A 19004-nucleotide genomic window follows, 5' to 3' on the forward strand; every position below is an offset into this window, starting at 1 on the left:
CGCCCTCACGTGGACGGAGCTGTCAGCGACGAATGGTAGAAGTGGCGGGTGAGTCTTCCCGTCCAGCAGGCCATCGCCGCGCTGCCGCTCCCTGCCGCGTGGCGGTGGCGCGTCGATGTGCGGCCGCGGCGGACGACGCTCGGGATCGAGGTGACTCCGGACGGTCACGTCCTGTTCTCCGTACCGGCGGACGCCGACCCGGCGGATGTGGCCTCGGCCGTGCGCAGGAGGCTGCCCCGGCTGGCGGAGGAGATCAGACGGCGTGGTGAGCGGCCGCCCGAGCCGGTCAAGGAACTGATCAGCGGCAGCAGCTTCGCGTACCTGGGCCGCCGGTACCGGCTGCGGCTGGTGGCCCCGGCGGCCGGGCGAAAGGCGCGGCTCCATCGGGGCTGGCTCGAACTGCCCCGATGCGCGAGCGCTGACGAAGGCGCTCGCCGCATCGCTGCCTGGTACATCGAGAAAGGCTCAGCGTGGACGCGTGCCCGCCTGCCCTCTCTGCAATCCCGGGTAGGGGTGGTGGCCAAGGCGGTGGAGATTGCGGATCTGCCGGACCACTGGGGGGCCTGTGGTCCGGACGGTGTGATCACCCTGCACTGGGCCGTCATGCAGCTACCGTCGCTGTTGCTCGACTTTGTGATCACACACGAACTGTGCCATCTGAAGGTGCCAGGGCACGGTCCTGGCTTCCGGAGAGAGATGCGACTGGCGCTTCCTGACGCCGACCGGCGTGAGAGCTGGTTCGCCGTGGAGGAGCCGATGATGTGGCGTGGTCTGGTCCGCCCGTGTGCAAGTCGGTGATGGCTGATCAGAACCGCCAGCTCACCGGAAGTTTCTCGTCCACGCGCCCGAGATGTGTGATTGTGGAGCCGCCGCGGAGCGTCACCCCCTCCTAGGTTTACGCGGAAAAGAACTCCGCCAGCACCGGTGCCAGCACCTCGGGATCCACCATGTGGGTCTGGCCCTGCAGCGTGCGGTGTGTGCCTCGGGGCGCCGCCTCGGCGATCGCCTCGGCCGCCCTGCGCAGCCACGGAGGGCTCGCGTCGCCCGCGACGGCCAGGACGGGGACCGTGAGCGAGGCCAGCCGCTCCCGGGGCACCAGCCCGTCGCCCATCACGGCGTCGTCGTAGGCGAGCGTGTGTGCGATCGCCTCCATGTCCGCCCACATGGGGGACTGGCGGGCGGTCGCGATCACCGCCTCGGCCAGGCCGGTGAGCCTCAGGAACAGTTCCACCGCGTCCCCGCGCCGCCCGGCCGCGAGCGCCTCGGTCAGATTCCGGGTGTACTCCGCGCGCTCCTCGGCGCCGCCCTCCCCGTAGTCGGCGAACGGCGCCTCGTACACGGCGACGTGGCGAACGGGCAGCGCGCTCGCAGCCGCCCGCAGCACGAGCGCGCCGCCCGACGAGACGCCGTACAGCGATGCCTCGCCGCCCGCGGCCTCGATGAGCGCCGCCAGGTCCTCGACCTCCCGGTCCACGGCGTACGGCGCGGTGTCTCCGCTCGCGCCGCGGCCCCGGCGGTCGTACACGATGACGCTGAAGCGGTCCGAGAGGCGCGCGGCCAGGGGCGCAACCGTGGCGCCCGTGGACATCGCGCCGCTCACGAGGACGACCGCCGGGCCCTTACCGGTGCGTTCGTAGGCGATGGGGGTGCCGTCGCGCGAGATGGTCTGCTTGTCCATGACTGTGAGACTGCCGCAGACCACGCCGCCGATCGGTCACGACACCTCTACTTCGTAGAAGCAGAGGTGGTCCTTGATCCGGGCGACGTCCGGCTTGGGGTCCGGATACGCCCAGACGAGGTCCGGCGCGTCCGGCAGGGACCAGTACGACGCCGTCCCCTTGAAGGGGCAGACCGTGTGGGTGTCCGAGGGGGTCAGGAGGTCCGTCCGGACGTCCTCGACGGGGATGTAGTACCGCACGGGACAGCCGGTCTCGCGCAGCACCAGGGCGCGGTCGCTGTCCGCCAGGACCTGTCCGCCGTGCACCACGCGCACGTGCCGGTCGCCCTGCTCGATGGTGATCGTGTGTCCTTCGGCCATACCTGAAAAGCGCTCGCGGGGACCCGGTTCTTCCCGCGTACGGTGGTCGGCATGAACATCTGCGTCTTCCTCTCCGCCGCCGACCTCTCCGAGACCTACACGCGGCCCGCCCGCGAGTTCGCCGAACTGCTCGGCAAGGGCGGGCACACCCTGGTGTGGGGCGGCTCCGACGTCGGGCTGATGAAGGTGGTCGCGGACGGGGTGCACGAGGCCGGCGGGCGGCTGGTGGGCGTCTCCGTCGAGTTCCTCTCGGACCGGGCGAGGGCGGGCGTCGACGAGATGGTGGTCGCCAGGGACCTCGCCGAACGCAAGAGGCTGCTCCTGGAGAAGGCCGACGCGGTCGTGATCATGGTGGGTGGCACGGGGACGCTGGACGAGGCGACCGAGATCCTGGAGCTGAAGAAGCACGGGCACACCGACAAGCCGGTGGTCCTGCTGAACACCGCGGGCTTCTACGACGGCCTGAAGGAGCAGTTCCGGCGCATGGAGGACGAGGGCTTCCTGCCCAGGCCCCTCGCGGACCTGGTGTTCTTCGCCGAGGAGCCGGTGGGGGCGCTGGCGTACCTGGAGGAGTCGCTGGGAATCCAGTGACGCGGTGGTGCGAGCATGGCGGGCATGGCTACTCATGTGATCACCGGTGCGGGCTCCGGCATCGGCGCGGCCGTCGCCCGCCGCCTGCACGCGCGCGGGGACGACCTGGTGCTGCACGCGCGCGACGCGGGCCGGGCGAAGGAGCTGGCGGCGGAGTTCCCCGGGGCGCGGACGCTGGTGGGCGACCTCGCGGAGCCCGACAGGCTGTCCTGGGCCCTCTCGCACCAGAGCCCGCCGGACCGGGTGGACTCCCTGCTGCACATCGCGGGCGTGGTCGACCTGGGCCGGGTGGGCGAGCTGACCCCGAAGTCCTGGCACCACCAGCTGAACGTCAACCTGATCGCACCCGCCGAGCTGACCCGCCTCTTCCTGCCGCAGCTGCGGGCCGCACGCGGCCACGTCGTGTTCGTGAACTCCGGGGCCGGCCTGAACGCCCACGCGGAGTGGTCGGCGTACGCGGCCTCCAAGCACGGCCTGAAGGCCCTCGCGGACTCCCTGCGCGAGGAGGAGCACGCGAACGGCGTCCGGGTCACCTCCGTCTACCCCGGCCGCACCGCGAGCCCGATGCAGGCCAAGGTCCACCAGCAGGAGGGCAAGCAGTACGACCCGTCCCGGTGGATCGATCCCGAGTCGGTGGCGACGACGGTCCTGATGTGCCTGGACCTGCCGGGGGACGCGGTGGTCAACGACCTGACCGTGCGACCGGGGCGGTAGTGATGTGCACCTCGTCCGGCGATTGAGGACGAGGCAGAGGGCCGATGGGGGTTCGGGGGGCGCGGCCCCCAGTCGGGGCTGTGCCACCGGGCGCCCGCCGGTGGAGGTCCCCGAGTGCGGTCCGGCCGGGAGGGCCTACGCTGCCGGGGTGAGTGAGAACAGCCAGTTCACCTTCGGTGCCGCCACCGGCGTGGGTTCCATGCCCGGTGGGGACGCCCGGGAGGCGGCCAAGACCGTCACCGGGAGCTTCGAGGACTTTCCGTTTGTGGCCGAGCTGCCCGCGCGGGGGCCCGGCGCGGACATGATCGGGCGGACCGCGGGGATGCTCGTCGACCTGTACGCGCGCGTGGAGCCGAGCGGCTGGCGGTTCGGGGACCGGCCGGGCCGGGACACCCGGCGGGCCCGCTCCTGGCTCGGCGAGGACCTCGACGCGCTCGAGGAGTTCACCCAGGACTATGAGGGGCCGCTGAAGGTGCAGGCGGTGGGCCCGTGGACGCTCGCCGCCGCGCTGGAGCTGAAGAACGGCGAGGCCGCCCTCTCCGACCCGGGCGCCTGCCGCGACCTCGCCGGCTCGCTCGCCGAGGGTCTGCGACTCCACCTCGACGAGGTGAACAGGCGCGTCCCCGGCGCCCGGATCGTGCTCCAGCTCGACGAGCCGTCCCTCACCGCCGTCCTGCGCGGCCGGGTGAAGACCGCGAGCGGCTACCGCACCCACCGCGCCGTCGACCGGCAGATCGTCGAGGCCACGCTGCGCGACGTGGTCGGCGTGCACGCGGACGGCCCGGTCGTGGTGCACTCCTGCGCCCCGGACGTTCCGTTCGCCCTCCTGCGCAGGGCCGGTGCCGCCGCCGTCTCCTTCGACTTCTCCCTGCTCACCGAGCGTGACGACGAGGCGATCGGGGAAGCCGTCGAAGGGGGTACACGGCTGTTCGCCGGGGTCGTGCCGTCCACGGACGGCCCATTGTCAGACCCTGCCGGTAGCGTCATGGGTGTCAGGACGCTGTGGCGCAGGCTGGGGCTGAATCCGGGGCTTCTCACGGACGCGGTCACGGTCACGCCGACGTGCGGGCTCGCGGGCGCCTCGCCGGACTACGCGCGCAAGGTGCTCGCCCACTGCGTCCGGGCGGCGAGATCCCTCGCGGACAACCCAGAGTAACGGGAGGACAACACGGTGGCCGGCGACAAGCAAGCGGAGACGACGGTGCCCGCCGAGGCCCGGGAGCAGCACGCGCAGCTCGCCGAGCAGATCGAGGAGCACCGCTTCCGGTACTACGTGAAGGACGCTCCCGTCATCAGCGACGCGGAGTTCGACCGGCTCCTGCGTTCCCTCGAAGCGCTCGAGGAGCAGTACCCGGAGCTGCGCACCCCCGACTCGCCCACCCAGAAGGTCGCGGGGGCGTACGCGACGGAGTTCACGGCCGTCCAGCACCGCGAACGCATGCTCTCCCTGGACAACGCGTTCGACGACGAGGAGCTCGCCGCCTGGGCCGACCGCGTCGCCAAGGAGGTCGGCACCTCCGCGTACCACTTCCTGTGCGAGTTGAAGGTCGACGGCCTCGCGGTCAACCTCACCTATGAGCAGGGCCGCCTCACGCGCGCGGCGACCCGTGGCGACGGCCGCACCGGCGAGGACATCACCCCGAACGTCCGCACGATCACGGAGATCCCGGACCGCCTCGAGGGCGACCACGTCCCCGACCTCGTGGAGATCCGCGGCGAGGTCTACTTCCCGATGGAGAAGTTCGAGGAACTCAACGCCCGGCTGGTGGCGGGCGGCGACAAACCCTTCGCCAACCCGCGCAACGCGGCGGCCGGTTCCCTGCGCCAGAAGGACCCGCGCATCACGGCCACCCGCCCGCTGCACATGGTGGTCCACGGCATCGGCGCCCTGAAGGGCTTCAAGGACGGCCTCACCCGCCTCTCCGAGGCGTACGACCTGCTGAAGTCCTGGGGCCTGCCCACCGCCCGGCACAACAAGGTGGTCGACGACCTCGACGGCGTACGGCAGTTCATCGCCTACTTCGGGGAGAACCGCCACTCCGTGGAGCACGAGATCGACGGAGTCGTCGTCAAGCTCGACGAGATCCCGCTCCAGGGCCGCCTCGGCTCCACCTCCCGCGCCCCGCGCTGGGCGATCGCGTACAAGTACGCCCCGGAGGAGGTCAACACCAAGCTCATCAACATCCGCGTGGGCGTGGGGCGTACGGGCCGGGTCACGCCGTACGCGCAGGTCGAGCCGGTCACGGTGGCCGGCTCGGAGGTCGAGTTCGCCACCCTGCACAACCAGGACGTGGTCAAGGCCAAGGGTGTGCTCATCGGCGACACGGTGGTGCTGCGCAAGGCCGGTGACGTCATCCCGGAGATCCTCGGCCCGGTCGTCGACCTGCGTGACGGCACCGAGCGCGAGTTCGTGATGCCGTCCGAGTGCCCCGAGTGCGGCACACCGCTGCGGCCCATGAAGGAGGGCGACGTCGACCTACGTTGCCCGAACGCACGTTCCTGCCCCGCTCAGTTGCGCGAGCGCCTCTTCTACCTGGCGGGCCGCAAGGCGCTGGACATCGAACATTTCGGATACGTCGCCGCTGCCGCCCTCACCCAGCCCCTGGAGCCTTCCGAGCCACCGCTGAAGGACGAGGGTGACCTGTTCGACCTCACCGTCGAACAGCTGCTGCCCATCAAGGCGTACGTCCTCGACCAGGACAGCGGCCTGCCCAAGCGTGACCCGAAGACCGGCGAGGAGAAGATCGCCACGGTCTTCGCCAACCAGCAGGGCGAGCCGAAGAAGAACGCGCTCGCGATGCTGGAGAACATCGCGGCCGCCAAGGAGCGTCCGCTCGCCCGCGTCCTCACCGGCCTGTCGATCCGTCACGTCGGCCCGGTGGCGGCCGAGGCGCTGGCCCGAGAGTTCCGGTCGATCGAACGGATCGACCAGGCGAGCGAAGAGGAGCTGGCGGCCACCGACGGGGTCGGGCCCATCATCGCCGCCTCCCTCAAGCAGTGGTTCGCCGAGGACTGGCACCGCGACATCATCCGCAAGTGGAAGGCCGCGGGCGTCCGTATGGAGGAGGAGGGTTCCGGCGAGGACGAGGGACCGCGTCCGCTGGAGGGGCTCACGGTGGTCGTCACCGGAACGCTCGGGCAGTACACCCGGGACGGCGCCAAGGAGGCGCTGCAGAGCCGTGGTGCGAAAGTGACCGGTTCTGTCTCCAAGAAGACGTCCTTCGTCGTGGTGGGCGAGAATCCCGGATCGAAGTACGACAAGGCCATGCAGCTGAAGGTCCCCGTGCTGGATGAGGACGGTTTCGCCGTCCTGTTGGAACGAGGGCCGGAAGCAGCTGCGGAAGTCGCGCTTCCGACCGGGGAGTAGCGGTTGAAGGTCACCCGTTCGGCGCATATCAGATGCATACGGGTGGCCGGGTCGCATTCGGGCAACCGTCGACGACCGCTGCCCGTGAAAGCCTTCTGCGGCCTACTGTTGAGCTGTGCGCCTGCCGTGCCCCGACGCGTGGTGGGTTTTCAGTCGCGGTGCCGTTGACGGTTCGTCGGGCAATCGGGCCGCGTGGCGAGGGCACCGGCTGTGAGAGGGACGGGAATGGAACCGACCAAGAGCGCCGCCCCGGACTCACGGCTGCGCCTGCGCCGGGTGTCCGGCGCCTGGCGGGCGGGGCGCCGGATCGTACGGCCGTCCGGGCACGCGGGTACGGGCGGCCCGTGTGCCCTGCTACGCGCCCTGCCGGGGGCGCCCGCCGGCCCCGTCGCCGGAGTCCCGGCGGGGAGCACCCCGGGCACGACCTCGCTGCCGGCCCTGCCGCCCGGCACCGGCGCGCTCGCCGACGGGAGTTCCTCCGGGCCGCCCGGGCGCGACGGGGGGCGGCACCTCTCGTGGCCCGCGCTGCCGGCGGTGGTCGTCGCGGCCGCCGGGTTCGTCCTCGGCGCCGGCTTCTACCGCGCGTTCGGCGAAAACCACGCGCTGTTCCCTTCCGGGGCCGTCGGCTGGTCCCTGGCCCTGCTCACCGGCGTCATCGTCGGCCACCTGGTCATGCTGGGCCGCTCCCGCTGGTGGGGCGGCACGGGCTCGGGCGCCGCCCTCACCCTCGCCGTCCTGCTGCTGTACGGCTGGGTGCCCGCCGTGATGGTCAGCCTCACCGTGGTCGTCCTGGTCGGCGCAGCCCGGCTGGGCCGCTGGCGGCAGGGCGTACTGCACGGCGCGGTCGACCTCCTCGGCATCGGCGCCGGAGCCCTCGTACTGGCCGCCTTCGGGCGCGTCCCGACCGTCGAGACGCCCTGGGACCCGAGCACCTGGACCTTCTACGCCGCCCCCCAGGTCGTCCTCGTCGCCGTCGCGTACCTCGCCGTGACCCGGCTGCTGCTGTGGTACCTGCACGCGCCGCGCACCGGCGGCCTGCCCACCGTCGCCCGCACCGCCCTGGTCCGGCACGGACTCGTCGCCGTCGCGCTGCTCGGCATCGCCCCGCTGGTCTGTGTCGTCGCCGTCGCGGTGCCGGTGCTGCTGCCGCTGTTCTCCATCCCGCTCATCGCCCTGGACTCCACCCTGTGGATAGCCCGTGCCCGCGCCGAGGAGCAGCTGCGCGACGGGCTGACCGGGCTGCCCAACCGCCAGTGGCTGCTGGAGCGCACCTGGACGGCCCTCGACGACGCCGAGCGGATCGGGGCCCGGGCCGCCCTGATGCTGATCGACCTCGACCGCTTCCGGTCCGTGAACGACACGCTGGGCCATCTCGCGGGCGACCGACTGCTGCTGCAGGTGGCCGAGCGGCTGCGGCTGGCGCTGCCGCGCGGGGCCGAGGCCGCGCGGCTCGGGGGCGACGAGTTCGCGGTCTTACTGCCCGTCGCGGACTCCACGACGTCCGCGTCGAGGGCGGCCCGCAACCTGGTCGCCGCGCTCAGCTCGCCGCTCGACTTGGACGGGCTCACGCTCGTCCTGGAGGCCAGCGCGGGGGTCGCCGTCTTCCCCGACCACGCGCTGGACGCCGAGGGGCTGCTGCGGCGGGCGGACGTGGCGATGTACCAGGCGAAGCGGGACCGCACCGGGGTGGAGGTGTACGAGTCCAAGCGGGACTCGAACACTCCCGACCGGCTCGGGCTGCTGGGGGATCTGCGGCGCGCGCTGGACGCGCACGAGGTGCAGCTGCACTACCAGCCGAAGGTGCGCTTCGACGGGCAGGTCGCCGGGCTCGAGGCGCTCGTGCGGTGGGTGCATCCCGAGCGCGGGAAGGTGCCGCCGGACGAGTTCATCGCGATCGCCGAGTCGTCGGGGCTGATGCCCCACCTGACGGAGTACGTGCTGGAGACGGCGCTCGAGCAGGTGGCGCGGTGGCGCGCGCAGGGTCTCACGGTGCCGGTCGCGGTGAACGTCTCGCCGCGCGACGTCCACACGCCGGGGTTCGCCGGGTCGGTCGCGGCGCGGCTGGCGCGGCACGGGGTTCCGGCGGGGGCGCTCCAGCTGGAGATCACGGAACACGTGCTCCTGGAGGACCCCCAGCGGGCCGCGGACACGCTGGCGGGGCTGGCCGGGCACGGCGTGAAGATGTCGCTGGACGACTTCGGTACGGGCTACTCGTCGCTCGTGCATCTGCGGCGGCTGCCGGTGAGTGAGCTGAAGATCGACCGGTCGTTCGTGGCGCGGCTCGCGGTGGACGCGGAGGACGCCGAGATCGTGCGCTGCACGGTGGACCTCGCACATTCGCTGGGCCTGCTCGTCGTGGCCGAGGGCGTCGAGGACGACGAGACGTGGGAGCGGCTGCGGGACCTGGGCTGCGACGCGGTGCAGGGGTGGCTGGTCGCCGCGGCGATGCCCGCGGAGGAGACGACGGCGTGGCTGCGGGCCCGTGGTGTGCGCGGGTGGCAGCGTCCCCGGGCCGCGCTGCCGGCGGCCACCGCCGACGACCCGGGGCGGCTCGGCTGACCCGACGGCCGCGTGATCAGCTCGTTCCCGCCGCGAAGTGCCCGATCAGCAGGGCGAGCCGGCGCTCATGGGCCTGGGCCGGCAGGCGTCCGCTGCGCATCAGCATGACCAGGCCGTGCAGCCCGGCCCAGTACGTCTCCGCGAGCAGGCCCGGGTCGTCGCCCTCGTGCGCGACGGGTTCCACGGCCCGGAGCAGTTCGCCGAACGCCTTCTGCAGGGCCGCGAGCGCCTGCGGTGTCGCGAACGGCAGGTCCACGCTGTGGGTGAACAAGGCGTCGTAGAGCGCGGGCCGTCGCCGCGCGAAGTCCGTGTACGCCTTCCCCACCGCTGCCGGTGCCCCGCGCGCGCCCTCGGCCGCCGTACGCGCCGCGCGCAGCTCGCCCGCCAAGTCCGCGCAACCCTGCACCGCGACCGCCGCCATGATGGCGTCCTTGCCCTTGAAGTGGCTGTACAGCACGGGCTGGCTGTACTCGATCTCGGCGGCGAGCCGCCGGGTGGTGACGGCGTCCCAGCCCTCGGCCTCCGCCAGTTCCCGCGCGGCCGTCACGATCAGCCGCTCGCGTTCCGCTCGTTCGCGCTCCCGGCGCGTCTGGATGGGCACACGTGCAAGTCTAGCGATGCTAGCCAATCTGTCGATGCTCTGTTAGTGTCGCTCTTGCCGCTAGCGCCGCTAGTGACGCTGGTCCACCTCGATGGGGGAGAAGAGACATGACCGTCACCGCTTACACCCTGGCCGTCCTGCTCAACCTGCTCTGCGTGTTCATCGGCTACCGCTTCTGGTTCCAGCCCGCCGCCGCCGCGGCCGGTTACGGCGTCCCCGCCGACCCCCACGGCGAAGCCGGCGCCTACCTGTCGATCAAGGGCCTCAGGGACGGCACCTTCGGGCTGGTGGGCCTGGCGCTGCTGGCCTTCGCCGGTGCTCGTGCCGAGGCCTGGTTCATGGTCTGCGTGGCACTCGTCCCGTTCCTCGACACGCTGATAGTCCTGCGTCACGGCGGCACGAAGGCCGTGGCCTTCGGGATCCACTTCGCCACCGCGGTCGTTGTACTGATCAGTGCCGGCCTGCTCTTCGCCGTCTGATCACACCGATACCGACACCAGGGGGTCACACATGTCGCTGTTCGTGCCGAAGTTCGAGGAGTCCGTGATCGTTCGCGAGGCCGAGGCCGAAGTCGTCGGCCGCGCGCCCACCACCATCCGTCTGCTCGCCGACAGCAGCGCGACCGGCGGCGCCCTGTCCACCCAGCGCGTCACCCTCAAGGGCGGCGCCGACGGCGCCAAGCCGCACTGGCACGACAACTCCGCCGAGATGTTCTTCCTGCTCGACGGCGCCGCCGACATCCTCTCCGGGGAGGACGTCGTCACCGCCGGACCCGGCGACCTCGTCATCGTCCCGCCCGGCAAGCCGCACGCCTTCGCCGCCGTGCCCGGTGCGGACGCCGACCTGCTCATCGTCATCACCCCGGGCGTCGAGCGCTTCGAGTACTTCCGTCACCTCCAGCGCATCGCCCTCGGCGAGGCCACCCCGGAGAGCCTGCTGGAGGTGCAGGACCTGTACGACAACCACTTCCTGCGCAGCGAGGCGTGGGAAGGGCACCGGGGCTGAGGGGCGGGCGTCCTTCCCGGGCGCGAAGCCGAGGGGCGGGCCCGGCAAACCGTTTCACGGCGACCGGCCCCCGCCCCATAGGATTGGGACCTGTCGACACATTCCCGCCTGCCGTGCGACGCCTGGCACGCACTCCCCCAAGCTCTTCGAGCAGGGGGGACCCCCAGCCGGGTTGCCGAATCGTCCACGTGGCTCCGCCACGAGGACGCTCCGGCGCCTTGCGATCGCACGCACCAGACGCCGCACGGCCCGCCCTTCGGGCGGACGACGGGAATGTGCCGACAGGCCCTAGGTCCAAACCACACACACTCACCCCAGAGGATCGCTGCATGCCTGGCATCACGCGCGAGGAGGTCGCCCACCTCGCCCGGCTGGCGCGTCTGGAGCTGAAGCCCGAAGAGCTCGACCACTTCGCAGGCCAGCTCGACGACATCATCGGCGCGGTCGCCCGCGTCAGCGAGGTCGCCGACCAAGACGTACCGCCGACCTCTCACCCGCTGCCGCTGACGAACGTCATGCGCCCGGACGAGGTCCGTCCGTCGCTCACCCCCGAGCAGGCGCTGTCCGGCGCCCCGGCCCAGGAGCAGCAGCGTTTCAAGGTGCCGCAGATCCTGGGGGAGGAGTAGCCGCCATGACGGACAAGAACAGCATCATCCGGCTCACCGCCGCCGAGACCGCGGCGAAGATCGCCTCCGGCGAGCTGACCGCGGTCGAGGTCACCGAGGCCCACCTCGCCCGGATCGAGGCCGTCGACGAGAAGGTGCACGCCTTCCTGCACGTCGACCGTGAGGGCGCGCTCGCCCAGGCCCGTGCCGTCGACGAGAAGCGGGAGCGCGGCGAGAAGCTCGGCCCGCTCGCCGGTGTGCCCCTCGCGCTGAAGGACATCTTCACCACCGAGGGCATCCCGACCACCGTCGGCTCCAAGATCCTCGAGGGCTGGATCCCGCCGTACGACGCGACCCTCACCAAGAAGCTGAAGGCAGCCGACGTCGTCATCCTCGGCAAGACCAACATGGACGAGTTCGCCATGGGGTCCTCGACGGAGAACAGCGCGTTCGGGCCGACCGGCAACCCGTGGGACCTCACCCGTATCCCCGGCGGTTCCGGAGGTGGGTCGAGCGCCGCGCTCGCCTCCTTCCAGGCGCCCCTGGCCATCGGCACCGACACCGGCGGCTCCATCCGCCAGCCCGCGGCCGTCACCGGCACGGTCGGCGTCAAGCCGACCTACGGCGGTGTCTCCCGCTACGGCATGGTCGCCTTCTCCAGCTCCCTGGACCAGGGCGGTCCCTGCGCCCGTACGGTCCTGGACGCGGCCCTGCTGCACGAGGTCATCGCGGGCCACGACCCGCTGGACTCCACCTCCATCGACGCCCCGGTCCCGCCGGTCGTCGAGGCCGCGCGCAACGGCTCCGTCGAGGGCATGCGCGTCGGTGTCGTCAAGCAGTTCCGGGGCGAGGGCTACCAGGCCGGCGTCCTGCAGCGCTTCGACGAGTCCGTCGCGCTCCTGAAGGAGCTGGGCGCGGAGATCGTCGAGCTGGACTGCCCGTCCTTCGACCTGGCGCTGGCGGCGTACTACCTGATCGCGCCGAGCGAGTGCTCCAGCAACCTCGCCCGCTTCGACGGCCTGCGCTACGGCCTGCGCACCGGTGACGACGGCACGCACTCCGCCGAGGAGGTCACCTCGCTGACCCGGGCGGAGGGCTTCGGCCCGGAGGTCAAGCGCCGCATCATGCTCGGCACCTACGCCCTGTCCAGCGGCTACTACGACGCCTACTACGGCTCGGCCCAGAAGGTCCGCACGCTCATCACCCGCGACTTCGAGAAGTCGTTCGAGAAGGTGGACGTGATCGTGTCGCCCACGACCCCCACCACCGCCTTCCCGATCGGCGAGCGCGCCGACGACCCGATGGCGATGTACCTGGCGGACCTGTGCACCATCCCGGTCAACCTGGCCGGCAACGCCGCCATGTCGCTGCCCTGCGGTCTGGCGCCCGAGGACAACCTCCCCGTCGGCCTGCAGATCATCGCCCCGGCGATGAGGGACGACCGTCTCTACAAGGTCGGCGCCGCCGTCGAGGCCGCCTTCGTGGAAAAGTGGGGGCACCCGCTTCTCGAGGAGGCTCCGTCGCTGTGAGTAAGGCACTGTCCAAGGCCAAGGGCTTCAAGAAGTCCAAGTCCGGTACGTACCTGTCCATGGCCACCACCGCGTTCGGCGCGATCAGTGTCGCGAAGCAGGTCAAGAAGGCCCGCCTCGAACACGACACGCTGCGCCTGATCGACGCCGCCGTGTCCGCCGCCGCCATCGTCACCGGCCTGGCCCTGCTCGTGCGGGAGCTGAAGCGCCTGGGCGACGACGACGTCCTGCTGGGCTGAGAGGGAAAGTTTCACCGTGACCACCATGACCGACCTGGTGTCGTACGAGGACGCGCTGGCGTCGTACGACCCCGTCATGGGCCTCGAGGTCCATGTCGAACTCGGCACCAGGACCAAGATGTTCTGCGGCTGCTCCACGGCGCTCGGCGCCGAGCCCAACTCGCAGACCTGCCCCACCTGCCTCGGCCTGCCCGGCTCCCTCCCGGTCGTCAACGCGACCGGCGTGGAGTCCGCGATCAGGATCGGTCTCGCGCTGAACTGCGAGATCGCCGAGTGGTGCCGCTTCGCCCGGAAGAACTACTTCTATCCGGACATGCCGAAGAACTTCCAGACCTCCCAGTACGACGAACCGATCGCCTTCAACGGCTACCTGGACGTGCAGCTGGAGGACGGCACCACCTTCCGCGTGGAGATCGAGCGCGCGCACATGGAGGAGGACACCGGCAAGTCGACGCACGTCGGCGGCGCCACCGGCCGCATCCACGGCGCCCAGCACTCGCTGCTGGACTACAACCGCGCAGGCATCCCGCTGATCGAGATCGTCACCAAGCCGATCGTCGGCGCCGGCGAGCGCGCGCCCGAGGTGGCGAAGGCGTACGTCCGTGAGCTGCGCGAGCTCATCCGGGCGCTCGGCGTCTCCGAGGCCCGCATGGAGATGGGCCAGATGCGCTGTGATGTGAACCTCTCGCTGATGCCCAAGGGCGCGGAGAAGTTCGGCACCCGCAGCGAGACCAAGAACGTCAACTCGCTGCGCTCCGTCGAGCGCGCCTGCCGCTACGAGATCCAGCGCCACGCCGCCGTGCTCGGCAGCGGCGGCACGGTGATCCAGGAGACCCGCCACTTCCACGAGGACACCGGCACGACCACCTCGGGCCGGACCAAGGAGGAGGCCGAGGACTACCGGTACTTCCCCGAGCCGGACCTGGTGCCGGTCGCGCCCCCGCGCGAGTGGGTCGAGGAGCTGCGCGCCTCGCTGCCCGAGCTGCCGCTGGTGCGCCGCAACCGGCTGCGCGAGGAGTGGGGCGTCTCCGCCACCGACATGCAGGCGATCCTCAACGCCGGTGCCCTGGACCTGATCGTCGCCACCATCGACGCGGGCGCCGACGCGGCCGCCGCGCGCAAGTGGTGGATGGGCGAGCTCGCCCGCAACGCCAACGAGTCGGGCAAGGCCCTGGACGAGCTGCCGATCACGCCGGAGCAGGTCGCGCGCGTGACCAAGCTGGTGGAGTCGGGCGACCTGAACGACAAGCTGGCCCGCCAGGTCATCGAGGGCGTCCTCGCGGGCGAGGGCGCCCCGGACGAGGTCGTCGAGAAGCGCGGTCTGAAGGTCGTCTCCGACGAGGGCGCCCTGACCGCCGCCGTCGACGAGGCCATCGCCGGCAACCCGGCCATCGCGGACAAGATCCGCGGCGGCAAGGTGGCCGCGGCCGGCGCCCTGGTCGGCGCCGTCATGAAGGCCACTCGCGGCCAGGCCGACGCGGCCCGCGTCAAGGAGCTGATCCTTCAGAAGCTCGGCGTCAGCGAGAGCTGAGAGACGGCGCGGAACGCTCCCGAGGGGCAGTGCACCGAACCTGGTGTACTGCCCCTCGTTCGCTTACAAAAACCTTATGCGGCGACAGAGTTGCTGGGATTGTCCTGTGACTTGGGTCCCATTCCCGTGAGTAACGCCACGAAAGTGACAAACGATCTTTTCCGGCTGCGAAAGTGTTGTGGATTGCTCATGTGTTCTTTGCGGGCTGTTCAGTTCTCTTAGCGGCTGTCCCCGGGCAAAGATCCACGAAATACCCCAGGGAGCACGTCCGTGGCAGCCCTCGCACGCTGGTGTGTCCGCCACCGCCTCGTCACCGTCCTGCTGTGGCTGGTCGCCTTCGCCGGCGTCACCTCCGCGGCAGCCGTCACGGGCTCCGCGTACTCGAACAACTATGGCGCCCCCGGCACCGAGTCCGACCGCGCCTACCGGCTGATCCAGAAGAGCTTCTCGCACCTGGGCGGCGACAGCGACACCGTCGTCTGGCACACCGCCGACGGCAGCGTGCGCGACACCGGCGTCCAGCAGGCGATGACCCGCACTCTGGACCGCATCGAGGACCTGCCGGGCGTCGCCTCCGTCACCAACCCCTACGAGGGCGACCGCGGCGACGCGATCAGCCGTGACGGCCACACCGCGTACGCGACGGTCACCTTCGCCCACGAGGCCCAGGACATCAAGAAGGGCGAGGCCCAGGCCGTCGTCAGCGCCGCCAAGGCCGCCGAGACCCGCGGGCTCCAGGTGGAGCTCGGCGGCAGCGCCGTCTCGCTCACCGAGGCGCAGGGCGGGCACCTCGCCGAGGCCATCGGCGTGGCAGTGGCCGCCGTGGTCCTCTTCCTCGCCTTCGGCTCCCTCGCCGCCTCCCTGCTGCCCATCGCGACCGCGCTGATCGGTGTGGGCACCGCCTACTTCGGCGTCGACCTGCTCGGGCACGCGATGACCGTCGCCGACTTCGCGCCCATGCTCGGCCTGCTGATCGGGCTGGGCGTCGGCATCGACTACGCGTTGTTCATCGTGACCAGGCACCGCCGCAGCCTCAAGCGCGGCGTCCCGGTGGCCGAGGCCGCCGTGAACGCCGTCGCCACCACCGGACGGGCCGTCGTCTTCGCGGGCGCCACCGTGTGCATCGCGCTGCTCGGCATGCTGATCCTCCGGCTCGGCTTCCTCAACGGCGTCGCGGTCGCCGCCTGCCTGACCGTGCTGCTCACCGTCGCGGCCTCCGTGACCCTGCTGCCCGCCCTGCTCTCCTTCATCGGCCCGCGCGCCCTGAGCAGGCGCGAGCGGCGCAGGCTCTACGAACACGGACCCGAACCCGAGATGCCGACCGGGCTCGCGGCCCGCTGGTCCGCGTTCGTCGAGCGCCACCCCAAGAAGCTCGGCGCCGTCGCCCTGGCCGTCATGGCGCTGCTCGCGCTGCCCACGCTCTCCCTCCACCTGGGCACCTCCGACCAGGGCAACGACCCGAAGTCGTCGACCACCCGGCAGGCGTACGATCTCCTCGCCGAGGGCTTCGGCCCCGGCGTCAACGGCCCGCTCACCCTGGTCGGCAAGGTCGGCGGCGCCGAGGACAAGCTCGCCCTCGACAATCTCGACTCCACGCTCGCCGCGACCAAGGGCGTCGCCGCCGTGACGCCGGTGACGTACAACGGCAGCGGCACCACGGCGTACCTCACCGTCGTACCCGACTCCGCCCCGCAGTCCCAGCACACAAGCGACCTGGTGAAGCGGCTGCGCTCCGACGTGCTGCCGCGCGCCGAGAAGGGCACCACGCTCGACCTGTACGTGGGCGGGGTGACGGCCGGCTACGACGATTTCGCGAGTGTGATCGTCGGCAAGCTGCCGCTGTTCGTGAGCGTGGTGATCGGCCTGGGCTGCGTGCTGCTCCTGCTGGCCTTCCGGTCCTTCGGCGTCCCGTTGAAGGCCGCAGCGATGAACCTCGCCGCCGTCGCCGCCGCCTTCGGCGTGGTCGTCGCGATCTTCCAGTGGGGCTGGGGGAGCGAGCTGCTGGGCCTCGGCAGCGCCGGCCCGATCGAGCCGTTCCTCCCCGTGATCATGGTCTCGGTGCTCTTCGGGCTGTCCATGGACTACCAGGTGTTCCTGGTCAGCCGCATGTACGAGGAGTGGCTGGAGACCGGCGACAACCGCCGCGCCGTGCGCATCGGCCTCGCCGAGACCAGCCGGGTGATCAACTCGGCCGCCGTCATCATGATCTCCGTCTTCCTCTCCTTCGTGCTCGGCGGCGACCGCGTGATCGCCATGTTCGGCATCGCCCTCGCCTCCGCCGTCGCCCTGGACGCCTTCGTCCTGCGCACCCTCCTCGTCCCCGCCCTGATGCACCTCCTCGGCGCCGCCAACTGGTGGCTGCCCTCCTGGCTGGAGCGCCGGCTGCCGCGGATCAGCATCGAACCGCCCGAGTGCCGTGTGACGATCCCTGGGCGGCGTCCGGAGGAGGACGCCCTGGTCGACGTACTGCTGAAGGAGCGGGAACAGGATGTACGCGATATCCCTGGGTGACGACGGAGCCGAGCTGCGGCCCCTGGAGCCGTGGCACGCGGAGGAGTTCCTCGCGCACCTGGACCGCGGGCGGGAGTTCATCACCCGGCACATGCGGTTCGGGGAGAACGCCACCGACGTGGACTCCGCCCAGGAGATCCTCAAGGGGTACGCCGACAAGCGCGCCGCCGACAGCGGCTTCCTGCACGGGCTGTGGCTGGACGGCAAGCTGGTCGGCGGACTGCTCTTCCGCGTCTTCGACGCCGCCTCCGGCAACTGCGAGCTCGGCTGCTGGCTGGAGCCCGCGGCGGCCGGGCGGGGCCTTGTCACCCGTGGGGCGCGGGTGCTCGTCGACTGGGCGTTTGACGAGCGCGGCATGCACCGTGTGGAGTGGTATGCGTCGTCCGCCAACGAACCGAGCATCAATGTGGCGCGACGGCTCGGCATGACCCGGGAAGGGGTGCTCCGCGAGGTGTACCCGTATCGGGGCGTGCGTCAGGACATCGAGGTCTGGTCGGTGCTCGCCCCCGAGTGGAGCGCGGCACGCGCGCAGGACGACCGGGCCGATCACTAAGAGACGATCGCCGACAGTCGATCACCAAGAGCGATCATTAAGAGACCTCTCAGACAGCGTCCGTACGGTGCGAGGCATGGGAACCAAGACAGTGGACGAGGCCAAGGCCGCGAGCGGCGTCGAGGCGACGAACGACGAGGAGAGGGCGGAGGCCACCAAGGTCGACGAAGCGAGTGAGGCCACCGAGGCGAGGGAGGCCGGGGCCGGGGAGGCCACGGAGGCCACGGAGGTTTCCGAGGAGGCCGCGCCGAAGGGCCCCTCCGGTATCGGCCAGGGCGCCGGGGCGGTGGTTTCGGCCGCGCTCGGCTTCGTCTCGCTCAGCGGAAGCTGGCTCGGCACTGTGGCCGGAGCGCGCCAGCAGCTCATCGGCCAGCTGCGGACCTCGTCCCAGGCGAGCGTCGCCAAGCAGATCAAGGCGGTCTACGGCGACGCCTGGCACGCCACCGCGTTGTGGGCCGGCCTGTTCGCGCTGGCCGCGCTCATCGTGGGCGTCGTGGTGCTGGCCCGGCCGGCGTTCGGGGCGCCCGGGAAGCCGCAGGCCGCGTGGATCAAGTCGGTCGCGTGGGGCGGTGTCGTACTGGGTGTCATCGGCCTGTTCCTGGCCGTGCTGAAGTACACGGACATCCTGCTCGGCCTGCCGACCGCCAGTTGAGGAACGCGATATGAGGGGTCTTGGGGGCGTCCTCGGCACTCCCGCCGGGGCCCTAAGACCCCCTCTTCGCATCTAAGGCCCCTACCGAGCCGGAAGATGCGGAACTTTCCCGATGCGAAGGACCCCCCTCGGAAACGAAGGTTGAGGCAGCGCAGAAAGCGATGCCGCACCACAACTTCCCAGGGGGACTGACATGTTCGCGTATGAGCTGCACAAGATCCGTTCCGCCGAGCTGATCCGCGAGGCCGACGACTACCGCCTCGCCCGTACGGCCCGGCGCCGCCGGCAGTCCGCCGACGACGCGGCCCGTCAGGCCCGGTCCCATAGTGCCCGCCGGGGCACGAGCGGGTTCACCCGCGCGGCGTGAACACGCGGCCTCGCGGGGACGGCGGCACGGGCCCCGCGCTCCCGGCGCACGCCGACCTCGCCCGATCCGACGCGGCGGCCGTCCCGGAACCACCGGGGGCGGCCGCTTCGGCGTCAGCGGAGCGGATAATCGGTGCCGCGCT

At 71.2% G+C, this 19004-nt stretch carries 19 protein-coding genes; 16 read left to right on the forward strand and 3 right to left on the reverse strand.

All coding sequences use genetic code 11. The features are described 5' to 3' along the window. The first annotated feature begins 48 nt into the window (after positions 1-48). A complete protein-coding gene (locus tag SY2F82_RS31215; RefSeq protein ID WP_200422525.1) occupies positions 49-798 on the forward strand; it encodes a M48 family metallopeptidase in 750 nt (249 codons plus the stop codon). Positions 799-895: 97 nt separating this feature from the next. On the opposite strand, the gene SY2F82_RS31220 is transcribed toward SY2F82_RS31215, so the two are convergent. Together SY2F82_RS31220 and SY2F82_RS31225 are read right to left on the reverse strand one after the other, a co-directional pair. After that, on the reverse strand, positions 896-1678 hold the full coding sequence (locus SY2F82_RS31220; RefSeq protein ID WP_200422526.1) for an alpha/beta fold hydrolase: 783 nt from the start codon (positions 1676-1678) through the stop codon (positions 896-898). Between the two features lie 36 nt (positions 1679-1714). Beyond that, positions 1715-2038 (reverse strand): DUF427 domain-containing protein, encoded by a 324-nt coding sequence (locus tag SY2F82_RS31225; protein ID WP_200422527.1) that lies wholly within the window; start codon positions 2036-2038, stop codon positions 1715-1717. Between the two features lie 51 nt (positions 2039-2089). On the opposite strand from SY2F82_RS31225, the gene SY2F82_RS31230 reads away from it, so the two are divergent. The 5 genes from SY2F82_RS31230 to SY2F82_RS31250 all read left to right on the forward strand — a co-directional run bounded on the left by SY2F82_RS31230 (position 2090) and on the right by SY2F82_RS31250 (position 9269). Continuing rightward, complete coding sequence (locus SY2F82_RS31230) at positions 2090-2629, forward strand: TIGR00730 family Rossman fold protein (RefSeq protein ID WP_200422528.1); 540 nt, start codon at positions 2090-2092, stop codon at positions 2627-2629. Between the two features lie 15 nt (positions 2630-2644). Further along, positions 2645-3343: an SDR family oxidoreductase gene (locus SY2F82_RS31235; protein ID WP_200422529.1), complete on the forward strand. Its 699-nt coding sequence runs from the start codon at positions 2645-2647 to the stop codon at positions 3341-3343. Positions 3344-3491: 148 nt separating this feature from the next. After that, complete coding sequence (locus tag SY2F82_RS31240; protein ID WP_200422530.1) at positions 3492-4499, forward strand: methionine synthase; 1008 nt, start codon at positions 3492-3494, stop codon at positions 4497-4499. A 15-nt stretch (positions 4500-4514) separates the two neighbouring features. Then, on the forward strand, positions 4515-6710 hold the full coding sequence (ligA, locus tag SY2F82_RS31245) for an NAD-dependent DNA ligase LigA (RefSeq protein ID WP_200422531.1): 2196 nt from the start codon (positions 4515-4517) through the stop codon (positions 6708-6710). A gap of 225 nt (positions 6711-6935) precedes the next feature. Continuing rightward, positions 6936-9269 carry a bifunctional diguanylate cyclase/phosphodiesterase gene (locus tag SY2F82_RS31250; RefSeq protein WP_200422532.1) on the forward strand — a complete coding sequence of 778 codons (2334 nt, stop codon included), beginning with the start codon at positions 6936-6938 and terminating at the stop codon, positions 9267-9269. Between the two features lie 16 nt (positions 9270-9285). On the opposite strand, the gene SY2F82_RS31255 is transcribed toward SY2F82_RS31250, so the two are convergent. Next, entirely contained in the window at positions 9286-9870 is a 585-nt protein-coding gene (locus tag SY2F82_RS31255; protein WP_200422533.1) for a TetR/AcrR family transcriptional regulator, read from the reverse strand. A 107-nt stretch (positions 9871-9977) separates the two neighbouring features. Here SY2F82_RS31255 and SY2F82_RS31260 point away from each other — a divergent pair, with 107 nt between their 5' ends. From SY2F82_RS31260 to SY2F82_RS31305, 10 genes are all read left to right on the forward strand, one after another. Further along, positions 9978-10349, forward strand: a complete 372-nt coding sequence (locus SY2F82_RS31260) for a DUF4267 domain-containing protein (protein WP_200422534.1) — start codon at positions 9978-9980, stop codon at positions 10347-10349. A 31-nt stretch (positions 10350-10380) separates the two neighbouring features. After that, positions 10381-10875, forward strand: a complete 495-nt coding sequence (locus SY2F82_RS31265; RefSeq protein ID WP_200422535.1) for a cupin domain-containing protein — start codon at positions 10381-10383, stop codon at positions 10873-10875. A gap of 329 nt (positions 10876-11204) precedes the next feature. Further along, complete coding sequence (gatC, locus tag SY2F82_RS31270) at positions 11205-11501, forward strand: Asp-tRNA(Asn)/Glu-tRNA(Gln) amidotransferase subunit GatC (protein WP_004925108.1); 297 nt, start codon at positions 11205-11207, stop codon at positions 11499-11501. Between the two features lie 5 nt (positions 11502-11506). Then, positions 11507-13009, forward strand: coding sequence for an Asp-tRNA(Asn)/Glu-tRNA(Gln) amidotransferase subunit GatA (gatA, locus tag SY2F82_RS31275; RefSeq protein WP_200422536.1), 1503 nt, complete (start codon positions 11507-11509; stop codon positions 13007-13009). After that, a complete protein-coding gene (locus SY2F82_RS31280) occupies positions 13006-13248 on the forward strand; it encodes a hypothetical protein (RefSeq protein ID WP_103838024.1) in 243 nt (80 codons plus the stop codon). Before gatA ends, SY2F82_RS31280 begins: the two co-directional genes overlap by 4 nt. A gap of 16 nt (positions 13249-13264) precedes the next feature. Beyond that, a complete protein-coding gene (gene gatB, locus SY2F82_RS31285) occupies positions 13265-14779 on the forward strand; it encodes an Asp-tRNA(Asn)/Glu-tRNA(Gln) amidotransferase subunit GatB (RefSeq protein ID WP_200422537.1) in 1515 nt (504 codons plus the stop codon). A 270-nt stretch (positions 14780-15049) separates the two neighbouring features. Next, on the forward strand, positions 15050-17290 hold the full coding sequence (locus SY2F82_RS31290) for an MMPL family transporter (protein WP_200422538.1): 2241 nt from the start codon (positions 15050-15052) through the stop codon (positions 17288-17290). Beyond that, a complete protein-coding gene (locus SY2F82_RS31295) occupies positions 17268-17843 on the forward strand; it encodes a GNAT family N-acetyltransferase (protein WP_200422539.1) in 576 nt (191 codons plus the stop codon). Before SY2F82_RS31290 ends, SY2F82_RS31295 begins: the two co-directional genes overlap by 23 nt. A gap of 76 nt (positions 17844-17919) precedes the next feature. Further along, positions 17920-18495: a hypothetical protein gene (locus SY2F82_RS31300; RefSeq protein WP_200422540.1), complete on the forward strand. Its 576-nt coding sequence runs from the start codon at positions 17920-17922 to the stop codon at positions 18493-18495. A gap of 193 nt (positions 18496-18688) precedes the next feature. Continuing rightward, entirely contained in the window at positions 18689-18862 is a 174-nt protein-coding gene (locus SY2F82_RS31305; protein WP_200422541.1) for a hypothetical protein, read from the forward strand. Positions 18863-19004: the final 142 nt, after the last annotated feature.

The organism is Streptomyces sp. Y2F8-2 (assembly GCF_014905555.1).
Classification (GTDB): Bacteria; Actinomycetota; Actinomycetes; order Streptomycetales; family Streptomycetaceae; genus Streptomyces; species Streptomyces cynarae.

What these genes read in the sequence shown, in the direction of transcription:
- SY2F82_RS31220 (WP_200422526.1), bottom strand. Translation starts at nt 1,678, where the DNA reads ATGGACAAGCAGACCATCTCGCGCGACGGCACCCCCATCGCCTACGAA.
- SY2F82_RS31225 (WP_200422527.1), bottom strand. Translation starts at nt 2,038, where the DNA reads ATGGCCGAAGGACACACGATCACCATCGAGCAGGGCGACCGGCACGTG.
- SY2F82_RS31230 (WP_200422528.1), top strand. Translation starts at nt 2,090, where the DNA reads ATGAACATCTGCGTCTTCCTCTCCGCCGCCGACCTCTCCGAGACCTAC.
- SY2F82_RS31235 (WP_200422529.1), top strand. Translation starts at nt 2,645, where the DNA reads ATGGCGGGCATGGCTACTCATGTGATCACCGGTGCGGGCTCCGGCATC.
- SY2F82_RS31250 (WP_200422532.1), top strand. Translation starts at nt 6,936, where the DNA reads ATGGAACCGACCAAGAGCGCCGCCCCGGACTCACGGCTGCGCCTGCGC.
- SY2F82_RS31260 (WP_200422534.1), top strand. Translation starts at nt 9,978, where the DNA reads ATGACCGTCACCGCTTACACCCTGGCCGTCCTGCTCAACCTGCTCTGC.
- SY2F82_RS31265 (WP_200422535.1), top strand. Translation starts at nt 10,381, where the DNA reads ATGTCGCTGTTCGTGCCGAAGTTCGAGGAGTCCGTGATCGTTCGCGAG.
- gatC (WP_004925108.1), top strand. Translation starts at nt 11,205, where the DNA reads ATGCCTGGCATCACGCGCGAGGAGGTCGCCCACCTCGCCCGGCTGGCG.
- gatA (WP_200422536.1), top strand. Translation starts at nt 11,507, where the DNA reads ATGACGGACAAGAACAGCATCATCCGGCTCACCGCCGCCGAGACCGCG.
- SY2F82_RS31295 (WP_200422539.1), top strand. Translation starts at nt 17,268, where the DNA reads ATGTACGCGATATCCCTGGGTGACGACGGAGCCGAGCTGCGGCCCCTG.
- SY2F82_RS31300 (WP_200422540.1), top strand. Translation starts at nt 17,920, where the DNA reads ATGGGAACCAAGACAGTGGACGAGGCCAAGGCCGCGAGCGGCGTCGAG.
- SY2F82_RS31305 (WP_200422541.1), top strand. Translation starts at nt 18,689, where the DNA reads ATGTTCGCGTATGAGCTGCACAAGATCCGTTCCGCCGAGCTGATCCGC.